This is a genomic window from Fructilactobacillus sp. X2R1C3 (assembly GCF_059901425.1).
Genome location: NZ_JBWXUW010000005.1, coordinates 113,428 through 129,218, shown reverse-complemented (window position 1 = coordinate 129,218; position 15,791 = coordinate 113,428). Strand labels below are relative to the sequence as shown.

Sequence of the window (15,791 nt, the reverse complement as noted above, 5' to 3'; positions counted from 1 at the left end):
AGCCATAATCGGCTTCCTTTTTTATTTAACCTCATCCAGACCCTTAAGTTTGAGTTGATTATTAACATCTTGTTTAACATCAGCCCGATAGTTAGTCGTTTTTGACGCTTTTTGACCCTGATCGTTGGTTGAATCAGTTTGAACCGCAAAATCAACGGTGGCTTTCCCCTCACCAGTACTTGTAACCTTTTTAACGTTTACCTTAATCTGAAGATCCTTAACGTCTGGTGCATGATCTTTTTTCGCAATCGTAATCATCTGATTATAGGCTGGGTTACTTTTCCCACCAACAAAGTTTTGGTCGTACTGAACCTGATCAGCTGATTTTTCGTCAAAAACATCATGGTTCAGCGGCTCCCACACGGCTTTAAGCAGACCAGTCGCCGCCTTTTTATCAACCAGCTTTTTAAACGGAAATTTGATCTCAGAATGATTATTCTTCATCCCGAGGTACTGAACCTCACTTTTCATTGGTTTGCCGTCAACACTAAGAGTGGCCCAAATTGATGAATCATCACCAATGGGTAAATTATTGACCTTCGCCTTGCCGTTCGCACCAATTTGAGCAACCGGGTGATTGTCAACGTAGACGATGGCGTCTGGGACACTTTGAAGTCCAAACGAAACCACGTTAAACGTCAGGTTCGCCGTATCAGATGACTTCATCAAATTAAACTGTCCGGAAGTCTTAAGTTGCTTACCACCAGCCGTGGCAGTCGCCTCAATCTGATGAACTCCCGGGATGAGTGACTTCACGTTCAAATCACCATTGTCATCCGTTTTATCTACTTTGTTTCCATCAATTGTCACGTTTGCCTTTGAAAGATTGGTCTTAATTTTAGGATCAATTGGTTTAACTACCAGTTGATAACGTGGAAATACCAGGAAATTCTTCCCCGTTTGTTTATAAACCAAGTTGCTTCCGGCCGCTTTCTCACCGTTAATCTGCATTTTGAGCCGATTAACTGCTTCCGGATTTTGATCGAAATCGTTAACAAGGGGTTGAAGGGCCTTTTCACTTGGAGCACCCGTTTGCCCGTCAATTTTGATTCCAGCAATCACCTGCTTTTGTTCGTGATTACGCAGGGCATTCACCAAGCGGTCACCACTGGCTTTTTTTGAGTAATACTTTGTCCCGGAAACTCCGACCACAATCACGATGATAATTTCCAACACGAGTAAAAAGGCCAAGAATTTATGTGATTTACGTTTTTCTGCCAATCTAATTTCCATCCTTTTATAATATTGAGGAAATCATAACATACACCAAACAAAAAGAAACGTAGCACAGAATGCTCGTTTCTTTTCTAGATTACTATTAATCGTTATTGGTACTATCCGATACTTTCTTAACTGACTGGTTACTCTTGATGATAAACGGAAGATCATCAGAATCATCACTGCCAGGATTTTTGACCAAGATGGCATTGTACTCAAACGTCTGATGACGAACTGAACTATTGTCATCGTCGTCATTGTTATTGAAAGTATAGTCAACCTGATAAGTGACCTGCGTCTCCCCACTATCATAAGGTGCGACCGACTCGGTCCTCTCACTGGTTTCAAATGACTCAATCTTATCATTGTCATTATAACTTTTGACCATCTTCAGCATATCCTGACAAGCAGGACTACTATTTCCACCATCAAAGAAATGAGAAATATCCACGTCGTTGCCGGCACCACTGACTTGAGTCCAGAGTGGATTCAAGACCCGATCTGCCTGATCCTTTGTGGCAATCCCATCAAACTTCGGCTCAATCGTGTTGTTGTTATCACTATCTTTTAAATTATATGGTTTACTCTGAATTAATTTACCAGACTTGCCCTTCATCTGAACCTGAACGTTCATGTTCGTACTGAATGGGTAGTTAGAGAGCTTAAAGCTCCCATTATCACCGATCGTCCCAACTTTCTTATTTTGAATCAACACGTCTGATCCTGGTTGACCCTTTACGGTAAAGGTAATAATTCGCAGTGGTAAGGACGCTGAACTGGCACCATCAATCCAGTCGAACTGACCATTATTGTGTAATTCACGGCCATTGACTTTTCCAGCAGTGGTAATGTTATAAAGACCCGGTGCAAGTGGCCCAATCTTCTTAGCCTTTTGACTGCCCATGTTGCTGGTAATCTGCTTGCCGTTCACACTAAAAGAGACCCCATTCAGGTTAGTGGAAATATTAGAATAAACGGGTTTGACCATCAGTTTATACTTAGGAAAAACTAACCAGGTGTTACCTTCCTGCTTAAACTGCAGGTTGTCGGTCACCGGATTATCGTTATCGCGCATGAACTGACTTCTAAGCTTTGATAACTGGTCCTTGTTACTAGCATAATAATTAATGGTTGGCTTCATTGCTTTCCCACTAATCTTAAAGTTCGGGTCGTTTGTTTCCGATACATTGGCCAAATTCTTTTCCTGATCATTTTTAATCGCTGAGATGACCCGGTCGACTTGATTAGCTTTTGAATAGTAATTCCTTCCAAATAAGTAACCACCGATAAGTACCACTACCAAGACCACCACAATCACCCAAATCACTTTAGTAAGTGGTCTCATCTTCTTTTGCTTTCGCGGACGATTAACGTTACTTGTCTGACGCAGGGGCTCACTCCCTGATGTCTTGTGACTTGGTCCTGCTTGATTTTTTGGTGATCCATTAGGAGTTAGTTTATACCCACAATTGGGGCAGAACTCATCGTTTACATTAATTCGATGTCCACAATTGGGACAAAAAGACGCTTCTTCACTCATTTTGACTCCTCCTAGTATCCCTGACCAAAGTTAGCAGCAAAGTTGTTAATGATCTCTTGACCCAAAGTCTGAAGTTGAGAGCCCAGGCTGTTACCCAAAATAGCTACTAGGACAGCGGAAATGATTGCCACAATAACCGTTACAATCAGTAAAACATAGAAACTATCAATCGACCCAAAATTCTTAGAAAAGAGCATTTCATAGATTAACGCCCAACCCGAAATGGTGATGGCCAGGTCGACCACGTAGAGACCAATTAAAAACAAAATCCCAGCGGGCATCACGGCGGATAGGAGCAGGCCCACCAACAGTAAAATAATTCCAACGTTTAAAAATTTACCGTACTCATTCGTATAATCACTGAGGCTCATATTGTTGTTCATGACAAAGTGAACACCGACATAGCCTAAAATCCAAGCTAACAGACCGATTACGGCAATAATCAGTCCTAGTCCCATAACGCTCGTGTTAATGACACCGTCCATCTTATGAATAAGTGAGTATGGAACTGATTCAGAGGCCAGTCCGCTCTTCATTCTCATTGCTAAAATAAACGAAACTAACCAAGTCAAAACGGCGAAGATTCCAAGCGAGATATATCCCAGATACTTTTCACTAGTAGCCTCATATTTGACTGGATGTTTAATCGATTCAATGAAATAATTAAACACGCTGGTTAACCCGTTAGAAACGTCAGCCTGTGAATTACGGGGGTGTTGCTGCTTTTTTGCTTCATTATGTACCTTGTTACTGCTTGTTTGACTGTTGCCAGTCAACTTAGTTCCACACTTGACACAAAACTTTGCGCCTGGCTTGTTATTAAAATGACAATTAGGACATTCATTCATATTAGTTCCTCCAATTAAATAAATATTAAGATTTTCTTACGTTTACATTATCACATACTGATTAGCTCAATCAAAGGGCTAAGGCACATAAATAAAAAAATCAATTAATTAAGGCACGGGATATCGGCCATTCAGTCATTCCCGCTCACCAAGTTTCCTCAGTGTTAGTGAATTTTGATGAACTACAATCCCATCATTTGATTATTCAACTTATTTAATTATAATTATTATAAGATAATAAAGGAGGCGTGCTTATGATTCATTGTACTGGAAACGATGTTTTTATAAATGACCAAAAACTATACAATACCGTGCAAATGGAGATGCAGGATTCCCATAACTTTTACGAATTTGCCGTCCACATTGCTTATGCCTTAGAGGGTAAAATGGCTGTTAATGACATTGCCAAAATCGTGGAGGCCGCTAGTAATAACCACCTAAAGGTCACCGAGAACATTAACGTTTGTCCTAAAGCTCTTCAAGAAGCACTCAAAAAATCACAGTACCTATAAGAAATTCCTTAGCCAATTCAAGCTAAGGAATTTTTTTGGTTTCAGATGATGTTGTCTAAAAGGCATCCGAAGTAATATGATTAGTATCACTGATTAAACCTCAAACTACTATTAATGGAGAAAAAATGAAAAACAAGCGCAAGGTTTTACGAAACATTAACGATCTTATCTGTGGCATTGCCCTGGTAATTGCCATCATGTTCGCCCACTTCAATATCTTACTAATCACGGTCTTAATCGTTTTTATTGATGAACTCTTATGGGGCATGTTCGGCAAAAATAAGAAAACTAAGTGGTATTTAATTGCCGCGATTATTGGTTTAATTGGTGCCATCGGTTACAACTTCATCTAAAATAAAAAATACTAGGACAACGTCCTAGTATTTTTGAACTAATTTAAATTAGCATTTTTTCATTTCAGTTTGGCTGACCCATTGGTGGTTAACGTATTCTTTGCCACCATTAGTTGGTTTGAAGGTTACAGCATAGGCAGGACCGTCACAAACTTTAACAATCTTACCCTTAGCACCTTTCATGCCAGGCATGTGATCAGCTTCAACGGTAACTTTTTCGCCCTTCTTCAAGGTAGCACCTTGTTTGTCAGCCTTAAGTTGGTCCTTGGTAACAAACTCATGATTTTTAACTTCAGCTTTACCATCGGTTGGCTTGTAATCGATGACATAAAGTGGTGAGTCATATGCTCCGGTAACCTTAGCCTTGGCACCCTTCATGCCCTTCATGTGGTTAGCTGATAATTTAACTTCTGAACCAACCTTAAACTTAGGATTCTTAGCGGCAGCTAAGTCAGTTGGAAGATTCATCTTATGCTTCATTTGCATATTCATGTCCATTGACTTATCGCCCTTGGTTTCCTTCATGTCCTTTTTACTCATTGTTTTTTCGCTACTGCTACTCGACATATTTGATGACGAACTGGACTTAGAACTACTCTTGCTTTCTCCACAACCAGTAAGTACCAATCCCACACTAGCTACGGCAGCTAACGTAAATAATGTTTTCTTCATTTTCATCTTTGAAGAGCTCCCTTGATATTTTTATGATGTTTCAACTGTTAAGATAGCACCGTTGATACCAAAAAGTTACTAAATTGACTTACCGTAAGCATATTTTAAGATTCTTATAGATTCCTTCAAAATTAAGTAATATGTTTGCACATTTAACCCTAAAAGTTCATGCTAAATATATATAATCTTATGTTTGTGAGGTGAAAATTATGGGTACAGAAAGTTTAATCATTTCAATTGTTGCATTAGTTGTAATTTTGATCATTCTAATCGCTTTAGCATGGTTGTTCTACAAGTTCCTCGGTGGTAGAGACAAGGCTGCTTGGAAATCATCAATGCAAATGGCATTCACAATTGCCTTTGGAATCATCGTTGCATTCATCGTAATGGGATTGTTCAAGATGATTGTCGCAGCCATTGCGGCCATGATCGGTATGCAAGGCGGAATGATGTAATTTACTAAAATAATGCCAATTGGCATTATTTTTTTTATTATCACGGTCAATTCGAGAGGCACAACAATAATGAGAGTAAGTATTTTACAACACACTTCTGATGAGGGACCTGGAGCAATCTCCGCCTGGATTCATTACAACCATCACCAGATGTTCGTTTATCATCCTTCCCAGTTTAAGGTGCTACCAGACGCATCTAAGACCGACATGTTAGTGATCTTAGGCGGGCCAATGAGCGTCAACGACGACACAAACTGGATCAAATCCGAACGAGAACTAATTAAACGGATGATTAGCCAAAGAAAACCAGTCTTTGGCGTCTGCTTTGGTGCCCAACAAATGGCCAAAGTTCTAGGAGCTTCCGTCTTTGACTCGCACACTAAGGAAGTTGGGTTTGCTCTTGTCTACTTAAAATCAAAACTCATCCTCGGATTATCCAACCAACTAGAAGTGCTCCACTGGCATGAAGAAACGTTTCAAATTCCAGATGGTGCCTCGTTATTGTACTCAAGTGATCAACTTACTAATCAGGGATTTGTAAAGAATAATCTCGTTGGCCTCCAGTTTCACCTCGAGCCCAAACACGACAACGTTACCGAAATGGCAATTAACGACTACTCCTACCTCAATGGTTCTGTTTTCAAGCAGTCTAAGAACACCATCATTAACCACCCAATTTCAAAACAGAACCATCGCGATTTATTCAAGATTTTGGATTACATCGCAAACAAATAGCACCCACTTAGAAAAGTGGATGCTTTTTTGATTTTATTTAAAAGCAAAGTACTTCGAAACAAAGTAATTAATCACAATGGCCATGACTTGCGTCCCAACCACACAGATAAAACTATTGAACAACGTGGGACTCCCAATCAACCCGTGAACAACAGGAAGTTGGAACAACCAAGCCGAATAATTTAAGTGGTCTAAAAACAAAATCTTAATGAAAAATTGCGGAAACTTATCGATCATTACATAAGTCATCAAAAAGTCGAGGACCAAAACAAACAATCGTCCCGAAACAAAGTTAACGATCTGAGCCTGAAGTGTCTTGGACTGCGTTCCACTGTTAAAAACAAAGTATTTGTTCACCACGAAGGCAAACGCAATCGACAGCACTTGGGCAATCAAGACCGGGGTAAAATCACTGGTAAAAATCTTCATCGAAACGAATCGACTGACAAAGTAGACCAGGGTGGTCATAGCGCCCCAAAACAAGTATTCAATTTTTTCATCAAAAACTAATCTTTTTACGATATCTAAGTAGTTAGTAGTATTAGCGTCGTTTGTATCATTCATGATATGCATCAAACTCCTTCCTAGTCATTTTATCACAATCAATTAAGTTATAAATTTGTGATTTCCTTAAAACTTAATCTTTTCGGTCGTGTTAAAATAAAATCATTCATTAACGAAAGGAATGGACGACATGGATTTAAGCACGTTTATCGGGCTCGTCATTATGATGGTAGTCGTTTTCGTGGTGGTAACCATCATTACCGTCTTAGTGAGTCTTCATCGCGCCAAAAAGCGACAGGAAAAAGAGAACCAACATTCTGATTCCAAGTAGTTTAGCTACGTGAAAACGTTAAAGCTACGATTATAAGCCATAAAACTGTATAATGAGTGAAGAAAGAGAAGCGTGATTTTTAATCGGGATGGTGCCATGAATCACATTGTTTTAGTGACTGAAAAATTATCATTAGCACTTAGTTTCAACCAAACCTTTAATGACAACGGCTACTTTGTCGACGATTTATACGATGTTTCAAGCTTACTATCATCCATTCAAAAGTATGAGGAACAAGCCATTATTTGGGACCTGAGTACCGTTGCAGCTCAAAAGTTGATCGACCTTGTCCTTAAAATCCGCCAAACGGCCTCACTTCCAATTCTCGCTCTGGGAGAAAAAAAGGACGAGCGTATTGTTGACCAATTATTTAAAGTGGGCATCGACGACTACATCATCCAACCATACAACGCTGACGAGGTCATGCTGCGAATGAAGCATCGTGCGCGCTTCTACCAAGACGAAAATCAGCGTCTCAAACCAGAAAAGCATCAGAAGGTTAAACCACGATTTCACTTTTCTGACATCGACGTTGACTTAGACCAGAAGGTTGCCACCAAAAACGGTACCTCACTTCGACTAACGCCTAAGGAATTCAAGCTCTTAGAGTACTTTCTGACCCACCCTAAACGGATCCTCAGTCGTGAACAAATCCTAAACGGCGTTTGGAACGATCTTTACATCGACCAATCTTCCCGCATGCTTGAAATGCACATCAGTCATCTAAGGGACAAGATTGAACCTAATCCCAAAGAACCGGTCTTAATCAAAACGGTTCGCGGCTTTGGTTATGAATTTGAAGCTGAATTAAATAAACAATAATAAATGATATCTAAACCACTAATAGGTTTAGATATCTTTTTATTTGTTCTTCATTTCATTATTTTGAATCCTGACCACCTGTCGATAGGCATCATTCATCCACTCCAAGTAGTTTTTATCTTCAGGAATCGTTTCGGTCAATTTTACAACCGGAACATCATGATCCTTTGCTAACTTGACGAGGTTCTTGACCATTTTACTGTCAGCCTGCGTGTTATCAACAAAGAAAGCAATCCGATGGTGAGTGATATCATCCCTGATTCTCTGAATGCTCTTAGGCGACGGATCAACCTCCTTCTCGGTCGCGTTGCCAAAATCAGGATCATTTACCTGATATCCCATGTACTGAAGGGCATCATCGAAAACCGGTTCACTGACGTCGACCTTGCGATTTAACTGGTGATCGTTCAGATTATCCCGTGCTTTTTCTGCCTGCTTTCTAACTGGTTCATACTCTTTTAAATACCGCTTGGCATTATCATGAAAATAACGTTTGTGATTCGGCTGTTTTTCGCTGTAGACGTCTGCCAATCGATAGACGAGTTTACTAACGGTGTCAGGATCGTACCAAATGTGCTCGTTATCCCCATCTTTTCGGTTCATTACCTTTGAAACGTTGACAACCGACGTCTGATCACTTCCATTCTTGACCAGCTTTTTCATCCAATCATCGTACCCAATGCCGTTTTCAACGACCACGTCTGCTCTTACAACTTGATTCGCATTACTCGTTGACGGATCAAAATCGTGTGGGTCACCGCTTCCCTTGATAATCGGCTGAACGCTCCCTTGATTTCCCAAAACATTTTTCGCAATTTGACCGTAAAAATTAGTTGAAGTAACCACCCTCAGCTTATGGTTGGCCCGTTCACCTGCTGATTTTTCCCACAACCAACTAACACGATGACACAAAATAAGATTAAAATTGCTGTTATACTTAACTTAAACTTTTTTATCATTGTTTTTCTCCTTTGAAAAATCATACGAAGTTAAGTTGACCATCATTAAGCAAATAATACTCACCTAATATAACACTGTTATCTTAAATTAAGCAATCAATCCACTGGAGGAATTTTCATGGCAAACGTTCGTAACCAGGATAAAACCCATTCCCTATTACTAGATGCCGGTTTTGAGGCCTTTTTAAAAAACGGGTTTGATAAGACAAAGATTCGTGAAATTTGCCGAAACGCTAACCGGACCACTGGTTCCTTTTACAAACACTTTGAATCTAAAGACAAAATCTTGGATGAAATTATCGATCCCTTTATTAAGCAACTAAAAGATGAATACGAGAATCAGTTTAATCAAGGAATGGCTAAGATCAGCCCCGATAGCGTCCAAACGGTGTGGAAACAAAACATTTTGAATATGAATCAAATCATCCATACCCTCTACGCTAATCCGAAGTATAAGGAATTAATTCTTTTTAAATCAGAGGGGTCAAAGTATGACAATCTAGCCGAAATGCTAACGAAGTACTTTACCCAAAAAATTGCTAACGCCATTGGGATCATGCAAGAACGTAACATCATCCCCATTAGCTTTAAGTTTAACTACCAGGAACTGCATTTTCACGTGTTCTCGTTTTATGCTACTTTTTGTGACATTTTGAAACATCGGTATAACGAACAAGAGGCCATCATGCTGTGTAACAACCTCTACGACTTCTTCTATCCGGGATGGATGGCATGGCTATCCATTTAGTTTGATTTTGATAACAATGTTATTTAATACCTCTTCAAGCACGATTGAAGGGGTCTTTTTGGTTTTACCAAACATTTACATAAAAAGACCGTAAAATTTACTTAACATTTACATTCACCTTATATACTTGGTTCGTAAACAAAATAATGTCCATTTAAACCAAAGGAGATTTCGTCCATGTCATTAGGCAAAAAGAAAAGGGTTGCATTGATATTAACGTGTGGACTGCTGGCGCTGGGACTCGCCGCGTGCGGATCATCTTCTTCCACCAAAGCCAAAAACGGTAATAAGATTACCGCCGTTGGTTCCACGGCACTTCAACCACTGGTCGAGCAAGCGAGTCGGGAGTATCAGGTTAGTAACCCGAAAGTTAATGTAAACGTCCAGGGTGGTGGATCCGGAACTGGCTTAAGCCAAATCCAACAGGGAGCCGTCAACGTTGGTAATTCAGACGTCTTTGCCTCCCAACAACCTGGGGTTACCGCTCGTGACTTAGTTGACCACAAGGTCGCCGTGGTGGGAATCGCACCGGTTGCAAATAAGAAGGTAGGAGTCAAAAATCTCTCCATGAAACAATTGGAACAGATTTTTACCGGGAAGGTCACCAACTGGAAGCAAGTCGGCGGAAACAACGTCAAGATCGTGGTGATTAACCGGGTCGAGGGAAGTGGAACCCGGATGACCTTTGAACAGTCCGTTTTAAGGGGCAAAAAAGCCGTCAACGCCCAGCAACAAGACTCAAACGGAACGGTGCAACAAATCGTCTCATCAACTCCTGGAGCGGTTAGTTACCTTTCGTTTCCATATTTAAACAATAAAACGCAAAGTATTTCCATCGACAAGGTACAACCAACCGACTCCAACGTGGAAAATAACAATTGGAAAATTTGGTCGTATGAACACATGTATACCAAGGGCAAGCCCACTGGAACTACCAAAAAATTTATTGATTACATGCTTTCAGATCATGTTCAACAGAAATTAGTCAAGCAGATCGGATACATTCAAGTTAAAAATATGAAATTTGAAAAGAATGCTGAAGGTCAAGTTCAAGCGGTTAAATAATTATGAAAGTGGTTTTTATATGAATGACATTAAAGAAAAATTACTGAAACCATCAAAAGAAACTCATCAAGACAAAGTTGGTCATTTTATTAGTCTCATATGTATCGGATTGATCGGGATCCTCGTTATTACCATCCTCTTCTTCATTACCACCAAGGGACTGGCAACCTTTACCTCCGATCACGTCAGTATCATTGATTTCTTCACCAAGGGAACTTGGAATCCAAGCCAAATGGGGCCAAATGGCAAACCAGAAGTTGGCGCACTACCAATGATCGTCACGTCATTTGCGGTTACCCTATTATCCGCCATTCTTGCCACCCCATTTGCCATCGCCATGGCCCTCTTTATGACCGAAATTGCACCCAAACGAGGACAAAAGATCCTGCAACCAGTAATCGAATTGCTCGTTGGAATTCCATCCGTCGTCTACGGGTTTATCGGTTTAATGGTCTTGATTCCCATCGTTAGAACGGTGTTTGGCGGGACTGGTTCTGGGATTTTACCAGCTACCATCGTCTTGTTCGTCATGGTTCTTCCGACCATCACCTCAATGTCAGTGGATGCCTTAAAGGCCGTCCCGCGGGACTATCGGAGTGCTGCCCTTTCACTTGGAGCCACTAAATGGCAGATGATGTACAAAGTGGTCTTACGGGCTGCCACTCCAGGAATCCTGACCGCGATGATCTTCGGAATGGCGCGAGCCTTTGGTGAAGCACTAGCCGTCCAGATGGTTATCGGAAATGCAGTCCTCATGCCAACTAGCTTGACAAGTCCAACTGCAACTTTAACCAGTCAACTGACGACCCAAATGGGTAATACCATCATGGGAACGTTGCCTAACAACGCCCTGTGGACACTGGCCTTAGTTTTACTAGTAATGTCACTAGTATTCAACGTCATCGTAAAACTAATTGGAAAGAGGAGTGCATTTAAAAAATGAAAATAAATGCCAAAAAAATTAATAAGTTCGCCATTGGGACCATCTGGGCCTTAGTCTTAGTCGTAGTTCTGATCTTAATCTTCCTACTCGGTTACATCCTCATCACCGGTCTACCCGATATCTCGTGGAAATTTTTAACCACCACGTCCAGTTCGATCAGTGCGGGCGGTGGGATTCGAGATCAGCTCTTTAATTCCGTCTACCTGCTGGTACTGACGATCATCATCTCGCTGCCAATCAGTCTTGGGGCTGGAATTTACCTTGCGGAATACGCCAAAGACAACTGGCTCACAACACTCGTCAAAACGGCCATTGAAGTCTTAAGTTCATTACCTTCCATTGTCGTTGGTTTGTTTGGCTACCTGGTGCTAGTAATCAAGTTTCAACTTGACTACTCCATCCTGTCAGGAGCGATTGCTTTGACCATCTTCAACTTGCCACTCCTTACTAGAAGTGTCGAAGATTCCATCGAAGAGGTCCCAAAATTACAAAGAGAAGCTGGGTTATCGCTCGGACTCTCCAAGTTTAAAACCATCACTGGAGTGGTACTGCCACTAGCCATCCCGGGCATCATCACCGGTGTCATTCTTAGTTCCGGCCGAATCTTTGGGGAAGCTGCCGCCCTAATCTACACCGCTGGTCAAAGTGCCCCAATCGTAAGTTACACCGACTGGAATCCCTTCAGTCCCAGCAGTTTCTTAAATCCCATGCGTCCAGCCGAGACTTTAGCGGTTCATATCTGGAAACTAAATACCGAGGGCATTGTCCCAGATGCACACGTCGTTTCAAGTGGAGCATCAGCCGTTCTTATCATTGTTATCTTAGTCTTTAACCTGTCGTCGCGCTTCTTAGGTAACTGGGCTTACCGCAAGATGACTGGGACTTCTAGAAAAAAGCGAGGTTAAAACATGGCTCAACAAAATTACGATTTAGACCACCATCAAATTATTACACCACCAGGAGAAATGGCCCTTGAGACCGAAGACATGAACGTCTTCTACGGAAAAAAGCAAGCCACCTTTGATGCTTCCCTTGCCTTTGCTAGGTTCAAGATCACCGCTCTCATTGGAGCCTCTGGATCAGGTAAATCCACCTTTCTTCGTTGTCTTAACCGAATGAACGACGGTGTGGCAAACGTCACTGGTAAAATCATGTATCGAGACGTGGACATCAACCAAAAAAAGTTAAACGTCTACGTTCTTCGAAAAAACATCGGCATGGTCTTCCAGCATCCCAACCCATTTGCCAAAACCATTCGGGAAAACATCAAGTTTGCCCTGAAAAAGCACGGTGTAAAAGATCCTAAGGAACTTGATCAGCGAGTGGAACAGAGCTTAAAAGCCGCCGCCTTGTGGGACGAAGTCAAAGACAAATTGGACACGAGTGCCCTTGCTCTATCTGGTGGACAAGCTCAAAGACTCTGTATCGCCCGTTCAATCGCCATGCAACCTGACATCTTGTTGCTAGATGAACCAGCGAGCGCCCTTGATCCCATCTCAACGTCTAAGATTGAAGAAACCCTTCTGGAGCTAAAGAAAAAATATACGATTATCATTGTGACCCATAACATGCAGCAAGCTGCCAGAGTCAGTGACTATACCGCTTTCTTCCATCTAGGGCACGTCATGGAGTACGCTAAAACAGCGGATATTTTCACCAGACCACAGGTCAAAGCCACTGAAGACTACATTTCCGGTAACTTCGGTTAAGGAGAAGCAAATGACAAGTAAAACCAAACCAAAAGAAATTATCAAAACTGAAAACGTCAATCTATACTACGGAAAACAGAAAGCTTTACACGGTATTAATTTAAATTTTAAACAAAATGAAATTACCGCCCTCATCGGACCATCAGGATGCGGAAAGTCAACGTACCTACGTTGTTTAAACCGAATGAACGATTTAATCCCGGATATTACCATTACCGGAAGCTTCACGCTCAATGGTCATAATATTTACGGTCCAAAGGAAGACATCGTGGAACTCCGAAAAGAAGTCGGAATGGTTTTTCAACAACCCAATCCCTTCCCCTTTTCCGTGTATGATAACGTCACCTTTGGCTTAAAATTAGCTGGCGTTAAAAATAAACAAATACTGGACGAACGCGTCGAAGAGTCTTTAAAACAAGCGGCCATCTGGGATGAGGTTAAGGATAAACTTCATAAAAGTGCCCTTTCATTTTCTGGAGGGCAGCAACAACGAATCTGTATTGCCAGACTTTTGGCCATTCAACCCGATGTAATCCTCCTCGATGAACCAACCAGCGCATTAGACCCCATTTCGAGTCAGATGATTGAGGACACCCTCCTAAACATCAAGGACAAGTATACGATCATCATCGTGACTCATAACATGTCACAAGCTTCTCGAATCTCAGACAAAACGGCATTCATGCTGAACGGTCGACTGGTAGAAGTGGGCAAAACCAAAAAAATGTTTATGAACCCTGACAAGCAGGAAACAAGTGACTACCTCAACGGAAAATTTGGATAAGGAGAATGACTATGGGAGCATTATTTGATGATGAATTAAAGAAACTTAAGGGACACTTCATGGAAATGGGATTTGATAGTAGTGAACAAATCTATCAGGCCACCAAATCTTTCATTGATCATGATAAAGATCTGGCACGCAAGATCGTCGCCGAGGACCCCAAAATCAACAACGAAGAAATGGATTTAGAGAAACAGTCTTTACAACTGATTGCACTCCAGCAACCAGTTGCCAGTGACTTTCGCCAGATTATCAGCATCCTAAAGGCCAGTACCGATATTGAACGAATCGGTGACCACGCCAATACGATTGCGAGAGAAACCATTAACGCCAAGGGACACGAACGAATCTCAGCGGTTGAAAAAGTCATCAGCGAAATGACCGAGCAGGTCCGTTCAATGTTAGAACAGGTGCTCGAAGCTTTCTTTGAGGGAAATGCCTCTGAAGCAAAGGAAATTGCTGACCAGGATGAATCAATTGACAAGTATTACCATTCCACTAGAAAATTAGTGACCGAATCACTGAAAAAGAACAGTAAAACGGCGCAAGCAGCCCTAAGCTACTTAATGGTGATCCGATTACTCGAGCGGATTGGTGACCACGTCGTGAACCTCGCCGAGTGGCTCGTTTACAATCAAACCGGCAAGATGGTCGAACTAAGTCACAGCACCAATCACGATGAAGAATACTTTGAAAACAACAAGTAACAAAGAAACCACCCTGATATTTCTATCAAGGTGGTTTTCGCTATTTATTGGTTACTGATTCGCTCAAAGAAGTCGAGAAACAACCGTTCCTCTTTTGGATCGTTTTGCCACAATAATTCTGGATGCCACTGGATTCCCATGATACTAGCGTCCTCATTTTCAACTGCTTCGATGACGCCATCGGGAGATTGGGCCGTGACGGTCAGACTATCTCCGACCCTTTTTAGGGCCTGGTGATGAATTGAGTTCACCACCGGATGGTTGCCAACGGAATGGACCAACTGGCTTTTGGGTTCCACTTGCACCTCATGAAAATTATGCTTCGGGTCGTCGTGCTTCACGTGTTGCACGTTTGATTCGGGTAAATCAGTGGGGATATCTTGATAAAGACTCCCACCAAAAGCTACGTTTAAGACTTGAAGCCCCCGACAGATTCCTAAAAGTGGTTTTCTCCGGCGCACCATTTCTTTAATCAGTCCCATTTCCCACTCATCATGGGGTCGATAGTGGGCACCGTCTGGTTCGACTGATTTTTCGTGGAATAATTCCGGTTGAACATCTTGACCACCAGGAATAATTAAGCCGTCAACTAAGTCAACGTATTCGGAAATCATGTCAAGCTCAGCCATGGGAATAATAACAGGCAGGATGCCATGTCTTTGCAGTAAATCAATAAAAACTTGAGCGGTATAATTGGCGTAATCAAGGTTATAGTTAGGCGTCTTAATCCGGTTAACGTTTGCCGCAATTCCAATTCTCAAAATGAACCCCTCCATTACAATTTAGTAATTCCTAATGAATAAGAGCCATCCCGAATTAACGAGATAGCTCTTATTTGGTTTAGAAGTTAGTTTGGTCCAACTTCCCTATAATTGCAATAGCTTAA

At 41.5% G+C, this 15,791-nt stretch carries 20 protein-coding genes; 13 read left to right on the top strand and 7 right to left on the bottom strand.

Features of this window, described 5'->3' with window-relative positions:
• Nucleotides 1–21: 21 nt before the first annotated feature.
• The 3 genes from AC6UDD_RS06535 to AC6UDD_RS06525 all read right to left on the bottom strand — a co-directional run bounded on the left by AC6UDD_RS06535 (nucleotide 22) and on the right by AC6UDD_RS06525 (nucleotide 3,606).
• A complete protein-coding gene (locus tag AC6UDD_RS06535) occupies nucleotides 22–1,221 on the bottom strand; it encodes a zinc ribbon domain-containing protein (RefSeq protein ID WP_500719874.1) in 1,200 nt (399 codons plus the stop codon).
• A 97-nt stretch (nucleotides 1,222–1,318) separates the two neighbouring features.
• Nucleotides 1,319–2,758, bottom strand: a complete 1,440-nt coding sequence (locus AC6UDD_RS06530; RefSeq protein ID WP_500719870.1) for a zinc ribbon domain-containing protein — start codon at nucleotides 2,756–2,758, stop codon at nucleotides 1,319–1,321.
• An 11-nt stretch (nucleotides 2,759–2,769) separates the two neighbouring features.
• A complete protein-coding gene (locus AC6UDD_RS06525; protein ID WP_500719867.1) occupies nucleotides 2,770–3,606 on the bottom strand; it encodes a DUF6574 domain-containing protein in 837 nt (278 codons plus the stop codon).
• 254 nt (nucleotides 3,607–3,860) lie between these two features.
• Between AC6UDD_RS06525 and AC6UDD_RS06520 the strand changes: the two genes are divergently transcribed.
• Together AC6UDD_RS06520 and AC6UDD_RS06515 are read left to right on the top strand one after the other, a co-directional pair.
• The gene (locus AC6UDD_RS06520) at nucleotides 3,861–4,118 is read left to right on the top strand and encodes a hypothetical protein (protein ID WP_500719863.1); all 258 of its coding nucleotides are present in this window, start codon (nucleotides 3,861–3,863) and stop codon (nucleotides 4,116–4,118) included.
• 125 nt (nucleotides 4,119–4,243) lie between these two features.
• Nucleotides 4,244–4,471: a hypothetical protein gene (locus AC6UDD_RS06515; protein WP_500707444.1), complete on the top strand. Its 228-nt coding sequence runs from the start codon at nucleotides 4,244–4,246 to the stop codon at nucleotides 4,469–4,471.
• Nucleotides 4,472–4,519: 48 nt separating this feature from the next.
• On the opposite strand, the gene AC6UDD_RS06510 is transcribed toward AC6UDD_RS06515, so the two are convergent.
• The gene (locus AC6UDD_RS06510) at nucleotides 4,520–5,149 is read right to left on the bottom strand and encodes a YdhK family protein (protein WP_500694036.1); all 630 of its coding nucleotides are present in this window, start codon (nucleotides 5,147–5,149) and stop codon (nucleotides 4,520–4,522) included.
• Between the two features lie 203 nt (nucleotides 5,150–5,352).
• Here AC6UDD_RS06510 and AC6UDD_RS06505 point away from each other — a divergent pair, with 203 nt between their 5' ends.
• Complete coding sequence (locus tag AC6UDD_RS06505) at nucleotides 5,353–5,598, top strand: hypothetical protein (protein WP_500694037.1); 246 nt, start codon at nucleotides 5,353–5,355, stop codon at nucleotides 5,596–5,598.
• A 69-nt stretch (nucleotides 5,599–5,667) separates the two neighbouring features.
• On the top strand, nucleotides 5,668–6,333 hold the full coding sequence (locus tag AC6UDD_RS06500; RefSeq protein WP_500719860.1) for a type 1 glutamine amidotransferase: 666 nt from the start codon (nucleotides 5,668–5,670) through the stop codon (nucleotides 6,331–6,333).
• A gap of 33 nt (nucleotides 6,334–6,366) precedes the next feature.
• Here the strand turns inward: AC6UDD_RS06500 and AC6UDD_RS06495 are convergent, their stop codons facing one another.
• On the bottom strand, nucleotides 6,367–6,897 hold the full coding sequence (locus tag AC6UDD_RS06495; RefSeq protein ID WP_500719856.1) for a GtrA family protein: 531 nt from the start codon (nucleotides 6,895–6,897) through the stop codon (nucleotides 6,367–6,369).
• A gap of 130 nt (nucleotides 6,898–7,027) precedes the next feature.
• Between AC6UDD_RS06495 and AC6UDD_RS06490 the strand changes: the two genes are divergently transcribed.
• Both AC6UDD_RS06490 and AC6UDD_RS06485 read left to right on the top strand, forming a co-directional pair.
• Nucleotides 7,028–7,168 (top strand): hypothetical protein, encoded by a 141-nt coding sequence (locus AC6UDD_RS06490; protein ID WP_500719854.1) that lies wholly within the window; start codon nucleotides 7,028–7,030, stop codon nucleotides 7,166–7,168.
• 96 nt (nucleotides 7,169–7,264) lie between these two features.
• Nucleotides 7,265–7,990 (top strand): winged helix-turn-helix domain-containing protein, encoded by a 726-nt coding sequence (locus AC6UDD_RS06485; RefSeq protein WP_500719852.1) that lies wholly within the window; start codon nucleotides 7,265–7,267, stop codon nucleotides 7,988–7,990.
• 39 nt (nucleotides 7,991–8,029) lie between these two features.
• On the opposite strand, the gene AC6UDD_RS06480 is transcribed toward AC6UDD_RS06485, so the two are convergent.
• Nucleotides 8,030–8,881, bottom strand: coding sequence for a metal ABC transporter solute-binding protein, Zn/Mn family (locus tag AC6UDD_RS06480; RefSeq protein WP_500719849.1), 852 nt, complete (start codon nucleotides 8,879–8,881; stop codon nucleotides 8,030–8,032).
• Nucleotides 8,882–9,067: 186 nt separating this feature from the next.
• Between AC6UDD_RS06480 and AC6UDD_RS06475 the strand changes: the two genes are divergently transcribed.
• The 7 genes from AC6UDD_RS06475 to phoU all read left to right on the top strand — a co-directional run bounded on the left by AC6UDD_RS06475 (nucleotide 9,068) and on the right by phoU (nucleotide 14,905).
• A complete protein-coding gene (locus tag AC6UDD_RS06475) occupies nucleotides 9,068–9,697 on the top strand; it encodes a TetR/AcrR family transcriptional regulator (RefSeq protein ID WP_500719845.1) in 630 nt (209 codons plus the stop codon).
• A gap of 177 nt (nucleotides 9,698–9,874) precedes the next feature.
• Nucleotides 9,875–10,762: a phosphate ABC transporter substrate-binding protein PstS family protein gene (locus AC6UDD_RS06470; RefSeq protein ID WP_500719842.1), complete on the top strand. Its 888-nt coding sequence runs from the start codon at nucleotides 9,875–9,877 to the stop codon at nucleotides 10,760–10,762.
• A gap of 19 nt (nucleotides 10,763–10,781) precedes the next feature.
• Nucleotides 10,782–11,705, top strand: coding sequence for a phosphate ABC transporter permease subunit PstC (pstC, locus tag AC6UDD_RS06465; protein ID WP_500719839.1), 924 nt, complete (start codon nucleotides 10,782–10,784; stop codon nucleotides 11,703–11,705).
• A 2-nt stretch (nucleotides 11,706–11,707) separates the two neighbouring features.
• A complete protein-coding gene (gene pstA / locus AC6UDD_RS06460) occupies nucleotides 11,708–12,610 on the top strand; it encodes a phosphate ABC transporter permease PstA (RefSeq protein WP_500720044.1) in 903 nt (300 codons plus the stop codon).
• Between the two features lie 3 nt (nucleotides 12,611–12,613).
• Entirely contained in the window at nucleotides 12,614–13,414 is an 801-nt protein-coding gene (gene pstB / locus AC6UDD_RS06455) for a phosphate ABC transporter ATP-binding protein PstB (protein ID WP_500719836.1), read from the top strand.
• Nucleotides 13,415–13,424: 10 nt separating this feature from the next.
• The gene (gene pstB / locus AC6UDD_RS06450; RefSeq protein WP_500719833.1) at nucleotides 13,425–14,198 is read left to right on the top strand and encodes a phosphate ABC transporter ATP-binding protein PstB; all 774 of its coding nucleotides are present in this window, start codon (nucleotides 13,425–13,427) and stop codon (nucleotides 14,196–14,198) included.
• An 11-nt stretch (nucleotides 14,199–14,209) separates the two neighbouring features.
• Entirely contained in the window at nucleotides 14,210–14,905 is a 696-nt protein-coding gene (phoU, locus tag AC6UDD_RS06445) for a phosphate signaling complex protein PhoU (protein WP_500719831.1), read from the top strand.
• A gap of 44 nt (nucleotides 14,906–14,949) precedes the next feature.
• On the opposite strand, the gene AC6UDD_RS06440 is transcribed toward phoU, so the two are convergent.
• The gene (locus AC6UDD_RS06440; RefSeq protein ID WP_500719829.1) at nucleotides 14,950–15,666 is read right to left on the bottom strand and encodes a gamma-glutamyl-gamma-aminobutyrate hydrolase family protein; all 717 of its coding nucleotides are present in this window, start codon (nucleotides 15,664–15,666) and stop codon (nucleotides 14,950–14,952) included.
• Nucleotides 15,667–15,791: the final 125 nt, after the last annotated feature.